General features: G+C 73.3%; 14 protein-coding genes. 5 read left to right on the top strand and 9 right to left on the bottom strand.

The window, feature by feature from the left end:
- Positions 1–64 precede the first annotated feature (64 nt).
- Positions 65–949 carry a universal stress protein gene (locus ACILRH_RS23160; RefSeq protein ID WP_395696443.1) on the bottom strand — a complete coding sequence of 295 codons (885 nt, stop codon included), beginning with the start codon at positions 947–949 and terminating at the stop codon, positions 65–67.
- A gap of 7 nt (positions 950–956) precedes the next feature.
- Positions 957–1,799: a universal stress protein gene (locus ACILRH_RS23155; protein ID WP_395696442.1), complete on the bottom strand. Its 843-nt coding sequence runs from the start codon at positions 1,797–1,799 to the stop codon at positions 957–959.
- 134 nt (positions 1,800–1,933) lie between these two features.
- Between ACILRH_RS23155 and ACILRH_RS23150 the strand changes: the two genes are divergently transcribed.
- On the top strand, positions 1,934–2,374 hold the full coding sequence (locus ACILRH_RS23150) for a pyridoxamine 5'-phosphate oxidase family protein (RefSeq protein WP_395696441.1): 441 nt from the start codon (positions 1,934–1,936) through the stop codon (positions 2,372–2,374).
- Positions 2,375–2,419: 45 nt separating this feature from the next.
- Positions 2,420–3,991 carry a GAF domain-containing sensor histidine kinase gene (locus tag ACILRH_RS23145; RefSeq protein ID WP_395696440.1) on the top strand — a complete coding sequence of 524 codons (1,572 nt, stop codon included), beginning with the start codon at positions 2,420–2,422 and terminating at the stop codon, positions 3,989–3,991.
- A 335-nt stretch (positions 3,992–4,326) separates the two neighbouring features.
- Here the strand turns inward: ACILRH_RS23145 and ACILRH_RS23140 are convergent, their stop codons facing one another.
- The 4 genes from ACILRH_RS23140 to ACILRH_RS23125 form a co-directional block, all read right to left on the bottom strand.
- Positions 4,327–4,971, bottom strand: coding sequence for a response regulator (locus ACILRH_RS23140; protein ID WP_395696439.1), 645 nt, complete (start codon positions 4,969–4,971; stop codon positions 4,327–4,329).
- Positions 4,972–5,109: 138 nt separating this feature from the next.
- A complete protein-coding gene (gene cydD / locus ACILRH_RS23135; protein WP_395696438.1) occupies positions 5,110–8,340 on the bottom strand; it encodes a thiol reductant ABC exporter subunit CydD in 3,231 nt (1,076 codons plus the stop codon).
- A 37-nt stretch (positions 8,341–8,377) separates the two neighbouring features.
- Positions 8,378–9,394 carry a cytochrome d ubiquinol oxidase subunit II gene (cydB, locus tag ACILRH_RS23130; RefSeq protein ID WP_395696437.1) on the bottom strand — a complete coding sequence of 339 codons (1,017 nt, stop codon included), beginning with the start codon at positions 9,392–9,394 and terminating at the stop codon, positions 8,378–8,380.
- An 11-nt stretch (positions 9,395–9,405) separates the two neighbouring features.
- Positions 9,406–10,857 (bottom strand): cytochrome ubiquinol oxidase subunit I, encoded by a 1,452-nt coding sequence (locus ACILRH_RS23125; protein WP_395696436.1) that lies wholly within the window; start codon positions 10,855–10,857, stop codon positions 9,406–9,408.
- Positions 10,858–11,033: 176 nt separating this feature from the next.
- On the opposite strand from ACILRH_RS23125, the gene ACILRH_RS23120 reads away from it, so the two are divergent.
- Both ACILRH_RS23120 and ACILRH_RS23115 read left to right on the top strand, forming a co-directional pair.
- Positions 11,034–11,606 (top strand): TIGR03086 family metal-binding protein, encoded by a 573-nt coding sequence (locus ACILRH_RS23120; protein ID WP_395696435.1) that lies wholly within the window; start codon positions 11,034–11,036, stop codon positions 11,604–11,606.
- Between the two features lie 8 nt (positions 11,607–11,614).
- Positions 11,615–12,376 (top strand): tyrosine-protein phosphatase, encoded by a 762-nt coding sequence (locus tag ACILRH_RS23115; protein WP_395696434.1) that lies wholly within the window; start codon positions 11,615–11,617, stop codon positions 12,374–12,376.
- Between the two features lie 9 nt (positions 12,377–12,385).
- Here the strand turns inward: ACILRH_RS23115 and ACILRH_RS23110 are convergent, their stop codons facing one another.
- From ACILRH_RS23110 to ACILRH_RS23100, 3 genes are all read right to left on the bottom strand, one after another.
- Positions 12,386–13,579 carry a lipid-transfer protein gene (locus ACILRH_RS23110; protein WP_395696433.1) on the bottom strand — a complete coding sequence of 398 codons (1,194 nt, stop codon included), beginning with the start codon at positions 13,577–13,579 and terminating at the stop codon, positions 12,386–12,388.
- Positions 13,576–14,022 (bottom strand): Zn-ribbon domain-containing OB-fold protein, encoded by a 447-nt coding sequence (locus ACILRH_RS23105; RefSeq protein ID WP_395696432.1) that lies wholly within the window; start codon positions 14,020–14,022, stop codon positions 13,576–13,578. Before ACILRH_RS23105 ends, ACILRH_RS23110 begins: the two co-directional genes overlap by 4 nt.
- A gap of 148 nt (positions 14,023–14,170) precedes the next feature.
- A complete protein-coding gene (locus tag ACILRH_RS23100) occupies positions 14,171–15,568 on the bottom strand; it encodes a cystathionine beta-synthase (RefSeq protein ID WP_395696431.1) in 1,398 nt (465 codons plus the stop codon).
- Positions 15,569–15,646: 78 nt separating this feature from the next.
- On the opposite strand from ACILRH_RS23100, the gene ACILRH_RS23095 reads away from it, so the two are divergent.
- Complete coding sequence (locus ACILRH_RS23095; protein WP_395696430.1) at positions 15,647–16,681, top strand: SGNH/GDSL hydrolase family protein; 1,035 nt, start codon at positions 15,647–15,649, stop codon at positions 16,679–16,681.
- Positions 16,682–16,843: the final 162 nt, after the last annotated feature.

The raw sequence follows: 16,843 nt of genomic DNA, 5'->3' as shown, positions 1-16,843 counted from the left end.
GTCGAGACACCGGAAGTGGCCCCTCCGCGGACCTGGACGGGGCCACCTCCGGTGTCTCGACGCGTCAGTCGGGCTCCGGCACCACTACGACGATGCCCGTCGAGTGCTCGGTGACCGTCGCGGCGGTGCGGCCGTGGACGATCCCGGCGACCGGCCCCCGGTGGTGTGCCCCCACGACGACCACCTCGGCCGCCTCGCCCAGCCGCACCAGCGTGCGGTCGACCAGCCCGCGGGTGAGGACGGTGGTGACCCCTACGTCGGGGTGCTGCTCGGCCATCCCGGACACGGTCTCGGCGAGCAGCAGCCGCTCGGCGTCGTACCCCGCCTCCCCCGGGCCGACGTCGCCGGTCGGGGCCCGCACGTCGAAGATGCAATGGACGACCCGAAGCGGGAGCCGGCGGGCCGCGGCGAGGCGGTAGGCGAAGTCGAGAGCGTGCGTCGACGTGCCCGCCTCGTCGACGCCGACGAGCACCCCCTCGCGGGCGGCGTGGCCGCCCTCCGGCCGGACCACGACCACCGGGCACGCGGGGTCCCGGGTGACCGCGTGCGCCACCGAGCCCAGCAGCAGGCTCGCCACCGGGCCGCGGCCTCGGGAGCCGACCACGAGCAGGGCGGCCTGCGAGGTCAGCTCGCGCAGCGCCTCGCGCGGGTCGAGCTCGGCGACCACACCCCGCACGGTGACCTCCGGGACGACGTCGGCGAGCCGGTCGGCGGTGGCCTGCAGCAGCCGCTCGGCCTCCTGACGCACCGCCGCGACCGCGGCGACGCTGTCGACGCCGGCCTGGTCCATCCACAGCAGCGTGGCCGTGCCGGCCGTTCCGGTCGCGTGCACCAGGGTCAGGTCCCGAGACTCGAGCCGGGCCTGCTCGGCCGCCCAGTCGACCGCGCGGTCCGACGTGGACGACCCGTCGACGCCGACGACCACCGAGCCCGCGGGCACCTCGCTCACGGCGATCTCACCGGCCATCGGCGAGCGGGACCACGGCGACCGGGCAGGACGCGTGCTCGACGACCGCGTCGGTGATGGAGCCGTGCACGATGGTCCCGGCGAGCCCACGGTGGTGAGCGCCGATGACGACCAGGTCCATCCGCTTGGACTCCTGGGCGATCACGTCGGCCGGGTCGTCGTGCACCAGCCGCGTCGACGTGCGCACGTCCGGGAACTTCTCCGCCAGACCGGCGACCGCCTCGGCCAGCCCGAGCGCCCCGTGGTCGTCCCAGCCGCTGTGGACCACCGTCAGCGGCAGGTCGCGCAGCGAGGCCTCGCGGTAGGCGAACTCCAGCACCGGGCGGCACCGCTCGCTCGCGTCCGCCCCGACGATCACGCCGTGGCGGACCAGCCCGGGGTGCCCGGGCCGCACCACGACGACGGGGCACGCCGCGTGGCGGGACACCGCCAGCCCGACCGAGCCGAGCAGCATGCTGCGCAGCGGCCCCCGGCCGCGGGATCCGACCACCACCACCGCCGCCCGCTCGGACAGGTCGAGGAGGGTGATCCGCGCGTCGGACATCCAGAGCGCCTCGTGCACCGTCTGGTCGGGTGCCACCTGCGTGACGTGGTCGCGCGCGGTGCGCAGCAGCTCCAGCGCATCGCTGCGCAGGGCCTCCAGGACGGCGCGGTGGTCCGCACCCTCGGGGTCCATCCAGACCGACCCGGCCGGGTCCAGGCCGTGCGCGAGCGTCAGCTGCCGGCGCTCGCGCCGCGCGTGGTCGATCGCCCAGTCCAGGGCCCGCTCCGATGACGGCGAACCATCCAGGCCGACGACGACGGTGCCCGCGGGAATCGCAGTGCTCTGCATGTCACCACGGTGCGCCGATCGTCTACCAGGGAGTAGCGTCGAAGGTCTGCGCCTTCGGGACCATCGGCCCTGCAGCGGCCGAGGTCTGCGACACACCATGGATGACGACCCGAACCGTCCCGAGGAGACGCACCGTGCACGAGGCGATCGACCTGACCCGCTCCGAGTGCGAGCACCTGTTGCGCACCGGTGTCGGCGGACGCATCGCGCTGGCCGCGCCGGACGGTCCCCACATCGTGCCGGTCAACTACTCCGTCGTGGACGACGCGATCATCGTGCGGACCTCGCCGTACAGCGTGCTCGGGACCTACGGGCGCGACAGCATGCTCGCGTTCGAGGTGGACCAGTTCGACCACGAGCGCCAGCGCGGCTGGAGCGTCGTGGTGCGCGGTCGCGGCGAGGTCGTGAACGACGCCGAGGAGCTCGACCACATCCGCGCGACGTGGGAGCCGCGCCCCTGGGCCGCCGGCGCCCGCACCCTGTACGTCCGACTGCGCTGGTCGGAGGTCAGCGGCCGTCGCATCGGGTCGTCCTGGGACCTCGACGGCGCCCTCGCCGTCCGCCGCACCCTCTAGCCGGTGGAGGACGCGACCGCCCGGCTCGTGGGGCAGACTGACGGCGTGGACACCGAGCCCGCGCCCGCGCTGCCGGCGGCCACCCGCGCGCTCCTCGACGCGGTCATCGCGATCTCCTCGGACCTCGACCTGCACACGGTGCTGACCCGCATCGTGGAGGCAGCGTCCCACCTGACCGGGGCGCGGTACGGCGCCCTCGGCGTGCTCGGCGGCGAGTCGTTCCTCGTCGACTTCGTGACGACCGGCCTCACCGACGCGGAGCGCGCCGCCATCGGCGACATCCCGCACGGTCGCGGCATCCTCGGCATGCTCATCGAGCACCCGGAGGCGGTGCGGCTCGACGACCTGACCACCCATGCCCGTTCGGTCGGGTTCCCGGCCCACCACCCGCCGATGCGCACCTTCCTCGGGGTGCCGGTGCGGATCCGCGGCACGGTCTTCGGCAACCTCTACCTCACCGAGAAGCAGGGCGGCGGGCCGTTCACCGACCAGGACCAGGCGCTCGTGGAGGCCCTGGCCAGCACGGCCGGCTTCGTGATCGAGAACGCCCGGGCGTACGGCGTCAGCGAGCGCCGGCGCCGGTGGCTGGAGGCGTCCGCGACGCTCTCGGACTCGCTCCAACCGCCGATCGACCTCGAGGCAGGCCTCACCGAGGTCACCCGGGCAGTACGCTCTGTCACCGGGGCCGCGGCCGTCGCGGTGCTGCACCTGGAGGAGGGCTCCCCGGTCCACACGATCTCCGCCGACCCCGAGACGGCGCCCGTCGTCGAGGCCGCTCTCGTCGCGCTGGAGGAGCGGCCCTGGCCGCGGCAGGACGCCGACCCGGTCGACGCCGAGCTCGAGGGGTTCCCCGCCACCCTGGTCCCACTGCGCACGCACCTGGTGAGCCTCGGCCTGCTGGTGATCCTGCACCAGCCCGGCAGCGCGGCGATGGCGTCGGAGGAGCGACTCCTCCTGGCGTCGTTCGCCGACCAGGCCGGCCTGTCGCTCGACCGGGCCCAGGCCATCGAGAACCGCTCCGAGCTCGCCGTGATGTCGGACCGGGAGCGGATCGCGCGCGACCTGCACGACGTGGTGATCCAGCGGCTCTTCGCCACGGGCCTGCAGCTGCAGGGCGCAGCCACCACGGCGGCACCGGAGGTCGCAGCGCGCATCGACGACGCGGTCGAGGCGCTCGACACGACCATCAAGGACATCCGCGGCACCATCTTCGAGCTGCAGCACCGCGAGCGCGGACCGTCCCTGCGCGCCGACGTCCGCAAGCTGGCGCGGGAGTACGCCCCGCTACTGGCCTTCGACCCGCTCGTGCACACCGTCGGCCCGCTGGACACCGTGGTGCCGCGGGAGATCCGCGAGCAGCTGCTTCCGGTGCTGCGCGAGGCGCTGGCCAACCTCGCCCGGCACGCCGGCGCCGAGCACGCCGAGATCACCGTCGCGGTCGACGACGACGAGCTGCGGCTCACCGTGCTCGACGACGGCGTCGGCATCGGTCCGGACGCCGTCGAGAGCGGCCTGCGCAACTCCCGTCGCCGCGCCTCCGCGCTCGGCGGGTCGCTCGAGCTGACCCCGCGCAGCCCCCGGGGCACCTCGTTCGTGTGGCGGGTGCCGCTGCGCTGACCTGGCGCTCCCGACTCCGCCGGGACGTCATACGACCCGGCTGCGCCCACGACCACCTCGCATGACGTCCCCGGACCGCCAGCGCGACGTCATCCGACCCGGCTGCCCGGGCGACCACTACGCATCACGTACCCGGACCGCCAGCGCGACGTCATCCGACCCGGCTGCCCGGGCGCCCACCTCGCATGACGTCCCCGGGGGGCCAGCGGGAGAGCTTCGAGGTGAGATGGCGGTCGACCGGGAGGCTTGTCAGGGGAAACGTGCAGGACACGCCGTACGCCATCGGCGTGTCGTGCACATTTCACCGGTCGACCGGGGAAACGAGCAGCCGCCCGTCAGCGCAGCAGCTTGCTCGCGAGCACGGCGGCCTGGGTGCGACGCTCGAGGCCGAGCTTGGCCAGGATGCTGGAGACGTAGTTCTTCACGGTCTTCTCGGCGAGGAACATCCGCTCGCCGATCTGCCGGTTGGTGAGCCCCTCGGCGATGTAGCCGAGCAGCTTCATCTCCTGCTCGGTGAGGTCGGCGAGCTCGGGCGCGGTCGAGGGTGGGTTGCGCACCCGCTCCAGCACCTTGGCGGTGAGGCTGGGGTCGATCAGCGAGTTGCCGGCGGCCACCTGGCGGACCGCGGAGACCAGGTCGCTGCCCTTGATCTCCTTGAGCACGTAGCCCGACGCTCCGGCCATGATCGCGGCGAACAGCGCCTCGTCGTCGTCGTACGACGTCAGGATCAGGCCACGGATCGACGGGTCGACAGCGCGGACCGTGCGGCACACCTCGATGCCGGACCCATCCGGCAGGCGCGCGTCCAGGACGGCGACGTCGGGCCGCAGCGCCGGGATCCGGCTGGCCGCCTCCGTCGCGGTGCCGGACTCGCCGACGACCTCGATGTCACCAGACGCCTCCAGCAGCGCCTTGAGGCCCTGCCGGACGACCTCGTGGTCGTCGAGGAGGTAGACGCGGATCGGGGGTGTGTCGCCCATGTGCCCATTCCTATCAGCAAGCCGACCCGGCGCGTGGCTCGACCGCCGGTGCCGTGGGTGCGGCAGGGCAACTCTACGACGGCACCTGCCTCGGGCCGCGGCAGGACAGCGGCGGGACAGCGGCGGGACAGCGGCAGCTCAGCCCAGGTCCAGCACCCGGTCGACCCGGTCGAGCCCGGCGTCGGCGTGGGTGATCCACACGACCGTGCGGCCGTCACCGGCGTCCAGGACCTCCGCCGCGAGGTCGTCGGCGGTCGCGCCGTCGAGGTGCGCGGCCGGCTCGTCGAGCACCAGGACGGGCTGGTCGGCGAGCAGCGAGCGGGCGATGGCGATGCGGGCCCGCTCGCCGCCGGACACCTGCGCGTGGCCGTCGCCCAGCCAGCTGTCCAGGCCCTCGGGGAGGGAGTCGACCCAGCCGCCCAGGCTGGCCTGGCGCAGCGCGTCCTCCACGTCGGCATCGGTCGCGGTGGGCCGGGCCAGCCGGACGTTCTCGGCGAGCGTGGTGGCGAAGACGTGCGGGTCGTCGTCGACGAGCCCGACGGCGCCGCGCACGTCGGCGAGGGCGAGCTCAGGCAGGGCGTGCTCACCCAGCCGCAGCCGTCCCTCGACCGGGTCGACGAAGCGGAGCAGCAGCGAGGCGAGGGTGCTCTTGCCGCAGCCCGTGGGGCCGACGACCGCCACCCGCTCACCCGGAGCCAGCACCAGGTCCAGGTCGTCGAGCACCACCCGGTCCCCCCAGGCGGCCGTGACACCCTCCACGCCGACCTCGACGCCGGTCTCGTCGACCTCCAGGCCGGCCGGCGACGCCGCCTCGACCACGGCGGGTGGCCGCGCGGCGAGGGCGGCCAGCCGGTCCTCCGCTGCCCGGGTCCGGGCCGACAGGGCCCCGGCGTCGGCCAGCTGACCGGCCACCTCCCCCAACGCGAGCGGGAGCAGCACCAGCAGCGCCATCATCGGCCCGGAGACCGACCCGTCGGCGACGACCGGGGCGAGGAGCAGGGCTGCGGCCGCGACGGCCAGGCCCGAGCACAGCAGCACCAGCGCCCGGCCGGTCGCGAGCCAGGTGGCCGAGGCGACGGTACGCCGGCCGAGCTCGTCGCTCTCGGCGCCGACCGCGTCGAGGGCGCGGTCCTCGGCCTGCCACATCGCGAGCTCGCTCGCGGTCTGGGTGGCGTCGACGACGGCGTCGGAGAGCCGCGCGCGGGTGGCGACGGCGCCCTGCTCGGCGCGGGTGGCACCTCGCCGGGACAGCACGTAGGCGATCGTGGCCGCCGCGCACACCGCGACGACGCCGACCAGCGAGACCGGCGCGGCGAACGCCGCGACGACGGCCGCGATCCCGGCCGTGATCGCGAAGCCACGCACCGGCATCCGGACCCGCAGCTCGCGGTCGAGGACGCTGTCGACGTCGTCGACGACGGCGGCGAGCACGTCACCGCGGCGGCGTCCGAGCGCGCCGGGCGTCAGCGGCACGACGGCGTCGTACACCTCGACGCGGCGCGCGGCCAGCATGCGCAGCACCACGTCGTGGGACTGCACCCGCTCGACGTAGCGCAGCGCCGGGCGGGCGATGCCGAAGGTGCGCACGGCGACGATCGCGACGAGCAGCAGCAGGATCTGCGGCTGGTACGACGCCTTGACGATCAGCCAGCCCGCGGTGGCCGTGAGCGCGACGCCGGACGCCGAGGCCAGGCCACCGAGGATCGTGGGCATCGCCAGGCCCCGGCGTCGCGTGCTCGGCTCCGGCAGGGGCGCCGGCCGAGCCGGAGCGGTGGTGGCGCTCGAGACCGTCGGGGCGACCGGGCGGGCGGCGACGTACGGCGCCGGCGCGGGCAGCCGCAGGACCTGGTCGGCCGCGTCGACGAGGGCGGGCCGGTGGGCGACGACGACGACCGAGCTGGTGCGGCCGAGCTCGCGGACGACGTCGGTGATCACCTGCTCGGTGGTGGGGTCCAGGTGCGCGGTCGGCTCGTCGAGGAGCACGAAGGGCCGTTCGGCCAGCACCACGCGGGCCAGCGCGAGGCGGGCGCGCTCACCCGCCGAGAGGGTCGTGCCGTCCTCCCCGAGCACCAGGTCGAGGTCGACGCCGAGCGCAGCCCGGCGCAGTGCCGCCCGCAGCTGGTCGTCCGAGGCGTCGCGCCGCGCCAGGCGCAGGTTGTCAGCGACGGTGCCGGAGACGAACACCGGCCGCTGCGGCAGCCAGGCGACGAGGTCGCGGGTCGGGCCGGTCACCGTGCCCGAGGTCGGCTCGAGAAGACCGGCGAGCACCAGCAGCAGCGTGGACTTCCCGCAGCCCGACGGGCCGGTCACGGCGGTGACCCCGCGCTCGGGCACCGACACGGAGACGTCGTCGAGCGCCGGGACGGTACGACCGGGGCGCAGCACGCTCACGTGCTCCAGTCGCATCGGGCCGGGGTGGCGGCGCGGGCCCGGGTCGTCGGCGTCGACGAGGTCGCTGGCCGCCTCGAAGGTCGCGACGCCCTCGGACGCCGCGTGGAACTCGGCGCCGACCCGGCGCAGCGGCCAGTAGGCCTCCGGGGCCAGCAGCAGCACCATCAGCGCGGTCTGCAGGCCGATGTCGCCGTTGGACAGGCGGATGCCGATGGTCACGGCGACCAGGGCGACCGACAGGGTCGCGACCAGCTCCAGCACCGCAGACGACGCGAACGCCACCCGCAGGGTCTGCATGGTGCGCTCGCGGTAGCGGTCCGTGGTCGAGCGGATCGTGGCGGACTGCGCCTCGGCGCGCCGGAACGCGACGAGGGTCGGCAGCCCGCGCATGACGTCGAGGAAGTGCCCGGACAGGGACGCCATCGCCCGCCACTGCGAGCGGGCCCGGTCCTGGGTGGCCAGGCCGACGAGGATCCCGAAGACCGGGATCAGCGGCAGCGTCGCCACGACGATGAGCGCGCTCGTGGGGTCGAGCACGGCGATCGCGACGAGGGTGAGGAACGGCAGCACGCCGGCCAGCACGAGGGCCGGGAAGTAGCGGGTGAGGTACGGCTCGGCGGCCGAGGCGCCTCGGGTGGCCAGGCCGGCGAGCTCACCGGTCGAGCGGCCCGCGCCACCGTCGCGCAGGATCGCGCGGACCACGCGCCGGCGTACGTCGGTGCCGACGACCGCTGCGGCCCGCGCGGCCATCACGTCGCTGGTCCACCCGGTGAGCGCCCGCGCGGCGAAGACGGCGGCCACCACGGCCGCCCAGGTCCCGACCGCGCCGTCGTGCAGCGCGGCCAGGACCAGCTCGGTGACCGCCCAGGCCTGGGTGATGAGCAGCAGGCAGCTCACCAGCCCCGCCGCGAGCACCACCCCGAGAGGGCGGTGCGCCGGCATCAGCTGCCGGCGCACCCGCGGGTCGGTCGGTCTCATCCGACGTCCCCGTCAGTCCCCGAGACCGCTGCCACGGTTACGCGACCGCCTCGAGCTGCGCGTCCGGGATGTGGTGCTCGGCGATCCGCTTGCGGAACACCCAGTAGGTCCATGCCTGGTAGACGAGCACGACCGGCGTGAAGATCAGGGCCACGATCGTCATCACGGTGAGCGTGTAGTGCGAGGAGGACGCGTTGCTGGTCGTCAGCGAGTAGAGCGCGCTGGTCGACGAGGGCATCACGTCGGGGAACAGGGCCACGAAGAGGCCCGCGACCGCGAAGGCGATGGTCGCGAACGTCCCGATGAAGGCCCAACCCTCGCGGGCGGCCCGCGCCATCGCGATCGCACCGACAAGGAAGAGCGCCGCGAGCACGAAGAAGATCGCGGAGCCGGTGTTGCCGGTCAGGATCTGAGCCCAGACCAGGAAGACCACGGCCGCCACGGCGGTGCCGAGCCCCAGCTTCACACTCAGCTCCCGCGAGCGCACCCGCAGGTCGCCGTCGGTCTTGAGCGCCAGGAACATCGCGCCGTGCGTCATGAACAGCAGCAGGGTGACGATGCCGCCGAGCAGCCCGAACGGGTTGAGCAGCGTGAAGAGGTTGCCGGTGAACTCCTTGTCGGCGTCGATCGGCACGCCGCGCACGATGTTGGCGAACGCGACACCCCACAGCAGCGCCGGCACGTAGGAGCCGACCACGATCGCCCGGTCCCACCAGGAGTGCCAGTTGGCCTCGGGGCGCTGGTGCCGGTACTCGAAGGCCAGGCCGCGGACGATGAGGGCCAGCAGGATCAGCAGCAGCGGCAGGAAGAACCCGCTGAACAGGGTGGCGTACCACTCCGGGAACGCCGCGAAGGTCGCGCCGCCGGCGGTGAGGACCCAGACCTCGTTGCCGTCCCAGACCGGGCCGATGGTGTTGATCATGACCCGGCGCTGCTTGTCGTTCTTGGGGAGGATCGGCAGCAGCATGCCGACGCCGAAGTCGAACCCCTCGAGGGTGAAGTAGCCGATCCAGAGGACGGCGATCAGGATGAACCAGATGGTGGAGAGCTCCATGACGGCCTTCCTCAGTACGCGAATGCGAGCGGTCGGTCCTCGTCGTCACTGTCACGTGACGGGTCCGGAGGCTCTTGGAACGGGTCGGCGCCACGCTTGGCGAAGCGCAGGATCAAGCCGATCTCGACGACCGCGAGGACGGCGTACAGCAGGGTCAGCGTGATGACGGAGATCCAGGCCTCGAGGGCGCTGACGCCGGGCGAGACGCCGTTGGAGGTGGTCATCAGGCCGAAGACGATCCAGGGCTGGCGGCCCATCTCGGTGAAGATCCAGCCGAACGCGTTGCCGAGCGTCATCGCGATCGGGGTCCAGATCGCCATCCGGGCGAACCACTTGGAGGTCGGCGCCCGGCCCTTGCGGGTGAGGAAGAGGATCAGCGCGCCGAAGAAGGCGGCCAGGACGCCGAACCCGATCATGTAGCGGAAGGACCAGTAGGTGACCGGGATGACCGGCGAGTAGTTGCCGCTCGGGTCGTAGTAGCGAGCGCCCGGGTCCTGCCCGAACTCCTTCTGGTACTGCGCGCGCAGGTCGTTGATGCCCTCGACCTTGCCGCTGGTGCTGCCGGTGGCGAGGAAGGAGAGCAGGCCCGGAATCTTGATCGCGAACTTCTCCTCCTGACCGTCGGGGGTGCCGACGGTGAAGATCGAGAAGCCGGCGTTCGAGTCGACCGTGTCGTACAGGCCCTCGGCCGCGGCCATCTTCATGGGCTGGACCTCGGTCATGACCTTGCCCTGGGCGTCACCGGTGATGGCCACCAGCACGCCGGCGACCAGCATGATCCAGCCGCCGAAGCGCAGACCCTTGTGGTAGAGCGCCTTGTCCTGCTCGTGCTTCTTGGAGACGTAGAGCCAGGCGCTCACGCCGAGGATGAAGGAGCCGGCGGTCATGTACGCGGCGGTGATCACGTGCGGGAAGGTGACCAGCTGGACCTTGTTGAACATCACTGCCCAGAAGTCGACCAGCTGGGCGCGCCCGTTGACCGCGCTGTAGCGGTAGCCGACCGGGTGCTGCATCCAGGAGTTGGCGGCCAGGATGAACCAGGCGCTGAACAGGGTGCCGAAGTGCACCAGCCACATGCAGGCGGCGTGCAGCCCGCGCGGCAACTTGTCCCACCCGAAGATCCAGAGCCCGAGGAACGTCGACTCCAAGAAGAACGCCAGCAGGGCCTCGACGGCCAGCGGGGCGCCGAAGATGTCGCCGACGAATCGGGAGTAGTCCGACCACGTCATCCCGAACTGGAACTCCTGCACGATGCCGGTCACGACACCGATCGCGAAGTTGATCAGGAACAGCTTGCCGAAGAACTTGGTCAACCGGAGCCACTCCGGGTTCTTCGTGCGCAGCCAGATCGTCTCCATGACGGCGATGAGCGCCGTGAGGCCGATCGTGAGCGGGACGAACAGGAAGTGGTAGACCGTCGTGATACCGAACTGCCACCTGGCGATGTCGAGGACGCTGTCCACGAAAGGACCTCTCTTCGATTCCGAGACCGGACTCCTGGCGGAGCCACCGTAGAAAGGATCGTGCGCCGCCCGGATCGGTCGAGGGTCCCCCGGAACGGGCCAAAGGTCCCGAAGGAGTCCGGTGCGGTGTGGCGCAGGTCTCCTTCGCAGCCGATCGACCGTGCAGAGTGGTCCCCATGCCCCTCGACGACCTCGTCCACGCACAGGCGGCGACCTCGCGCCTGCTGGCCGCACTCGAGCCCGACGGCTGGCACCGTCCGACCCCGTGTCCGGGGTGGAGCGTCGCCGACGTCGTCCGGCACCTGACGGTGGGGGACCGGGCGTTCACGGTGTCCCTGGCCGGCCGTCCCTACGACCTGCCCGCCCTCACCGCCGAGCTCGCCCCGGCCGCCGTGGGTCACCTGCCGGCGGCGTACGACGCCGGCGCGGCGCGGCTGCGCGAGGCACTCGCCGCTGCCGACCCGGCGGCGGTGTTCCCGACCGGGATCGGTCCGATGCCGTCCGGCCATGTCGCCGAGCTGCGCACGATCGAGGCGCTGGCGCACGGGTGGGACGTCGCCCAGGGCACCGGGGCGGACCTCGCCGTCGACGAGGACGTCGCGGAGCGGGCCATCGCGCACAGCCTGGCGCTGATGGAGCGGCTGCCACCGGACCGCACACCGTTCGCGCCGCCCCAGCCGGTGGCCGACGACGCACCGGCCCTCGACCGCCTCGTCGCGCTGCTCGGGCGGTCGGTCGTGTCGGACTAGGCGGCGGCATGGCGATCTCCGACGGTCCCGGGTGGGACGGGGCGCGCAACCTGGCCGACCTCGGCGGCTTCTCTCTCGTCGGCGGCGGGGTCACGCGCCACGGCGTCGTCTACCGGTCTGCGGCTCCGGAGTGGCTGACCGCCGCGGGCTGGCGTGCGGCCCGGGAGGCGGGGCTGGCGCGGGTCGTCGACCTCCGGAACACCAGGGAGCGGGGCCGCCGCCAGGAGCACCCGGTCCTCGACGAGGCCGCAACGGCCGGGATCGAGGTCGTGAACCTCCCGACCGAGGACCCCGACGACCCGGCGTTCCTGGCCGCCTGCGGCCCCTGGCTCGACCACCCGGCGTCGTGGGCGCCCAACCTGGCGCTCTACCCCGACAGGCTGGCCCGCGTCTTCGCCGAGCTCGCGCGCACTCCTTCACCGGTGCTCGTCCACTGTGCGGGGGGCCGCGACCGCACGGGGATGGTGTGCTCGATGCTGCTCGTCCTCGCCGGAGCCGAGGAGTCGGCCGTCTGCGCCAGCTACGAGCAGGGCTACCGGGGCGCCGCCCGCCACTCCGGCCACGGCTGGAGCTACGACCCGGACGCCGGGTCGTGGACGACGGACGCCCCGGACCGTCAGGTCAGCCCCGAGGAGCTCGACGAGGAGATCGCGGCACGGCTCCCGACGCTCCGGGAGTGGATCGCCGCCACCGACGTACGCGGCTACCTGCGAGACGCCGGCCTGACGGACCGCGAGCTCGACGACGTGCGCGCGCTGCTGCGCCCCTGAGCGCCGGCCTCAGCGGCTGAGGACCACCGATGAGCCGTGCCCGAAGAGTCCCTGGTTGGCGGTGATGCCGACCCGGGCGCCCTCGACCTGGCGGCCGGCCGCCTGCCCGCGCAGCTGCCAGGTCACCTCGCACACCTGGGCCAGCGCCTGGGCGGGCACGGCCTCGCCGAAGCAGGCGAGCCCTCCCGACGGGTTCACCGGGACCCGGCCGCCCAAGGTGGTCTCTCCGGCCCGCAGCAGCGCCTCGGCCTCCCCGCGCTTGCACAGCTGGAGGTCCTCCATCCAGTCCAGCTCCAGGGCGGTCGACAGGTCGTAGACCTCCGCGAGCGAGACGTCCGCGGGGTCGACCCCGGCCTCCTCGTACGCCGCGTGGCCGATCGACTCCTTGAAGGTCAGCTCGCCCGGCGCGACCGCCGTGCTGGCGTCGGTCGACAGGTTGGGCATGTCGAGGACCGTGTTGGGGAAGGTGGGCGTGACCGTCGAGACCGCGTTGATGCGGACGGGGTCGGCGAGACCGTGCCGCCGCGCGAACTCGGTGCTGGCGACCACGACCGCCGCCGCCCCGTCGGACGTGGCGCAGATGTCCAGCAGGTGCAGGGGATCGCTGACGACGGCGCTGGTCAGCACGTCCTCCACGCTCACCTCCTTGCGGTAGCGCGCGTTCGGGTTCTCCAGGCCGTGCCGCGCGTTCTTCACCTTGACCCGGGCGAAGTCCTCGGGCGTGGCGCCGTAGAGGTCCATCCGGCGTCGTGCGTACATCGCGAAGTAGGCCGGGTTGGTCATGCCGAGCAGGCGGAAGCGCAGCCAGTCCGGGTCGTCCCACCGCTCCCCCGCGTTCGGCGCGAGGAAGCCCTTGGGCGTGGTGTCCGCACCGACGACCAGCGCCACCTCGGAGAGGCCCGCGAGGATCCGCGCGCGTGCGGTGTCGAGGGCCTGCGCGCCGGTCGCGCAGGCGGCGTACGACGTCGCGACGGTCGCCCCGTTCCAGCCCAGCGCCTGGGCGAACGTGGCACCCGCGACGTAGCCGCCGTAGCCGTTGCGCACGGTCTCCCCACCCACGACGAGGTCGACGTGCTGCCAGTCGACGCCGGCATCGGCCAGAGCGGCACGGGCGGCGTGCACGCCGTACTCGACGAAGGGGCGCCCCCACTTGCCCCACGGGTGCATGCCGACGCCGAGGACGGCGACGTCCTTGCCGCTCACTGGTCGGCCTCCTCGCCCAGCTCGGAGGTGGGCTTCCAGCGCCACACGGTGCGGTCGCCGGTGTCGTCGGTGTAGAGCGTCTCGACGACCAGCTCGACCTCGCCGCCCACGCGCAGGTCCGCGACGCCGTACCCGTCGGCGACCTGGCCGACCACGACCAGCCCCTCGGGCAGCTCGACCGCGGCGAGCGCGAACGGCTCGTAGGGGTCGGTGCGGGCGACGTAGGGCGCGGGCGGCTGGTACTGCGCGTCGGTGTAGGACCACACGGTCCCGCGGCGCGACAGCTCCGCCTGCTCCAGGTCGAGGCCGTCGCACGCCGGGTTGCGGCACGGGCCGGCGGTCGGCGGGAAGAACACCGTCCCACACGTCGTGCACCGGCTCCCCAGCAGCGCGGGGTCGGCCTCGGTCGTGAACCAGCCCTCGATCGCCGGCGTCGCGGTCATGGATCCTCCGGAGAACTAGAACGTGTTCTCACTATAGGGGACCGGGCCACCAGCGATCCCTCCCCTTGTCAGGGGAAGCGTGCAGGACACGCCGTACGACACCGGCGTGTCTGCACACTTCCCCGGTCGACCGGTGAAGCGAACACCCCTAGGCGCGCGCCAGGTAGGCGAGCAGGTCGTGGCGGGTGACGACGCCGACCGGCTTGCCGTCCTCGTGCACGAGGAGCGCGTCGGCGCCCTCGAGGGCGGTGACGGCGTCCGAGGCGGGCTCGGCGGACCCGATCGTGGGCAGCGGCGGCGACATGTGCTCGCTCACCGAGTCGGTGAGCCGTGCGGTGCCGGTGAACAGCAGGTCCAGCAGGCCGCGCTCGGAGACCGAGCCGACCACCTCGGCCGCCACCACGGGCGGCTCGGCGCGGACGACCGGCATCTGCGAGACGTTGTACTCCTGCAGGATCGCGACGGCCTCGGCGATCGTCTCGTTCGGGTGGGTGTGGACCAGGTCGGGCAGCCGCCCGCTCTTGCCCCGCAGCACCTCGCCGACGGTCTGCACGGGGCGCTCGGCACCGTCGACCGGGAAGCCGTACTGCGACAGCCAGTCGTCGTTGAACACCTTGGTGAGGTAGCCGCGGCCGGAGTCGGGCAGCAGCACGACGATGACGGCGTCCTCCCCCTCGGGGGTGCCGGCGAGCTCGTGCGCGAGCTGGACCGCGGCGTGCACGGCCATCCCCGACGAGCCGCCGACCAGCAGCGCCTCCTCGCGAGCGAGCCGGCGGGTCATCGCGAACGAGTCGGCGTCGGAGACCTCGATGATCCGGTCGGCGACCGTGCGGTCGTACGCCTCCGGCCAGAAGTCCTCGCCGACGCCCTCGACGAGGTAGGGACGGCCGCTGCCGCCGGAGTAGACCGAGCCGGCCGGGTCGGCGCCCACGACCTGGACGTCAGGGTTCTGCTCCTTCAGGTAGCGCCCGGTGCCGCTGATCGTGCCGCCGGTGCCGACGCCGGCCACGAAGTGCGTGATGCGCCCCTCGGTCTGCTCCCAGATCTCCGGGCCGGTGGTCTCGTAGTGCGAGCGCGGATTGTTGGGGTTGGAGTACTGGTCCGGCTTCCAGGCGCCCGGCTGCGACGCGAGCCGGTCCGACACGTTGTAGTAGGAGTCGGGGTGCTCGGGCTCGACCGCGGTCGGGCAGACGACCACCTCGGCGCCGTACGCGCGAAGCACGTTTCGCTTGTCCTCGCTCACCTTGTCCGGGCAGACGAAGACGCAGTGGTAGCCCTTCTGCTGGGCGACCATGGCGAGCCCGACACCGGTGTTGCCGGAGGTCGGCTCGACGATCGTGCCGCCGGGCTGCAGCTCGCCGGAGGCCTCCGCGGCCTCGATCATGCGGGTGGCGATGCGGTCCTTCACGGAGCCGCCCGGGTTGAGGTACTCCACCTTGGCGAGGACGATCGGTCCCTTCGCGCCTTCCAGGGAGCCCATGGACTTCGAGAGCCGGAGCAGCGGGGTGTTGCCGATCAGCTCGAGGAGGGAGTTCACGTAGGGCATGCCCTCAATCTAGAGGCGCCAGTCACACGCGCCGAAACCCCGAGGGGGCGCCGCACCCGCCTTTCGTAGAGTGGTCCCGTGGGGAAAGCAGCGGCTGCTCGGAAGCTGGCGTCCGCCGCCGCGTACGGCGGTGGCGGCGTCTCGCTGCTCGGCGCGAGCCTCTACGGGCTGCTGCGCTTCGAGGCGGTCGCCGCCCGGCGCACCATCGGCAACGCCGAGGGCGCCCCGCCCGACCCCAGCGGCTGGTACGGCCGCGGCCGACCCGGGCCTGCGGTCAGGATCGCCCTGCTCGGCGACTCCAGCGCCGCCGGGTACGGCGTCGACCTGGTCGAGCAGACGCCGGGCGCGCTCCTCGCCAGCGGCGTGGCTGCCCAGGCCGACCGCCGCGTGCACCTGCGCTGCTTCGCCGTCGTCGGCGCCCAGTCGTCCGACCTGGCGACCCAGGTGGACCTGGCCCTGCCCCTGCAGCCCGACGTCGTGGTCATCCTGATCGGGGCCAACGACGTCACCCACCGGGTGCTGCCGGCGGCCTCGGTGCGCCACCTCGTGGAGTCCGTGCGCCGCCTGCGCGAGGGCGGTGCCGCCGTCGTGGTCGGCACCTGCCCGGATCTCGGCACCATCAAGCCGATCATGCCGCCGCTCAAGCAGGTCGCTCGGGTCTGGTCGCGCCGGCTGGCCGCCGCCCAGACCATCGCCGTGGTCGAGGAGGGCGGCCGCACGGTCTCCCTGGCCTCGATCCTCGGCCCCGAGTTCGACGCGGCGCCCGCCCTGCTGTTCGGGCCGGACCAGTTCCACCCCTCGGCCCACGGCTACCGCTCGCTCGCCGACGTGCTGCTCCCCTCGACGCTCGCCGCCGTCGGGCTCGGCCCGGAGGACGAGGAGGAGCCCGAGGCCTACCGCGGCGAGGGCGTCCTCCCGATCACCACCGCGGCCATCCAGGCCGTCAACCAGCCGGGCACCGAGCTCGACGGCACCGAGGTCGCGGGCTCCCGGCGCGGCGTCCGCGGGCTCTGGGTCGAGCTGCGGCACCGCCGCCGGCGTCCCAGCACGGGTGGCGAGGGACCGGAGCTGCCGGAGGAGGACGAGCGCGCCGAGGAGCCGGTCCCGGGCTGAGGGGTCTGCCGCGCGACCGCCCACACGCGGGCTGCGCGGACTCGACATGCTCGACCACCATGACCGACCCGGTGGTCGAGCAGCGAGCGCAGCGAGCGCCCGTCGAGACCCCGTGAGCCACACGACGACGGCGGTGTGGGCCGCGGGGGTCTCGACAAGCTC

The organism is Nocardioides sp. (assembly GCF_044226765.1).
Lineage (GTDB): Bacteria > Actinomycetota > Actinomycetes > Propionibacteriales > Nocardioidaceae > Nocardioides.
Note: the sequence above shows the minus strand (reverse complement) of the source record. Positions and strands in the feature narration are given on the sequence as shown.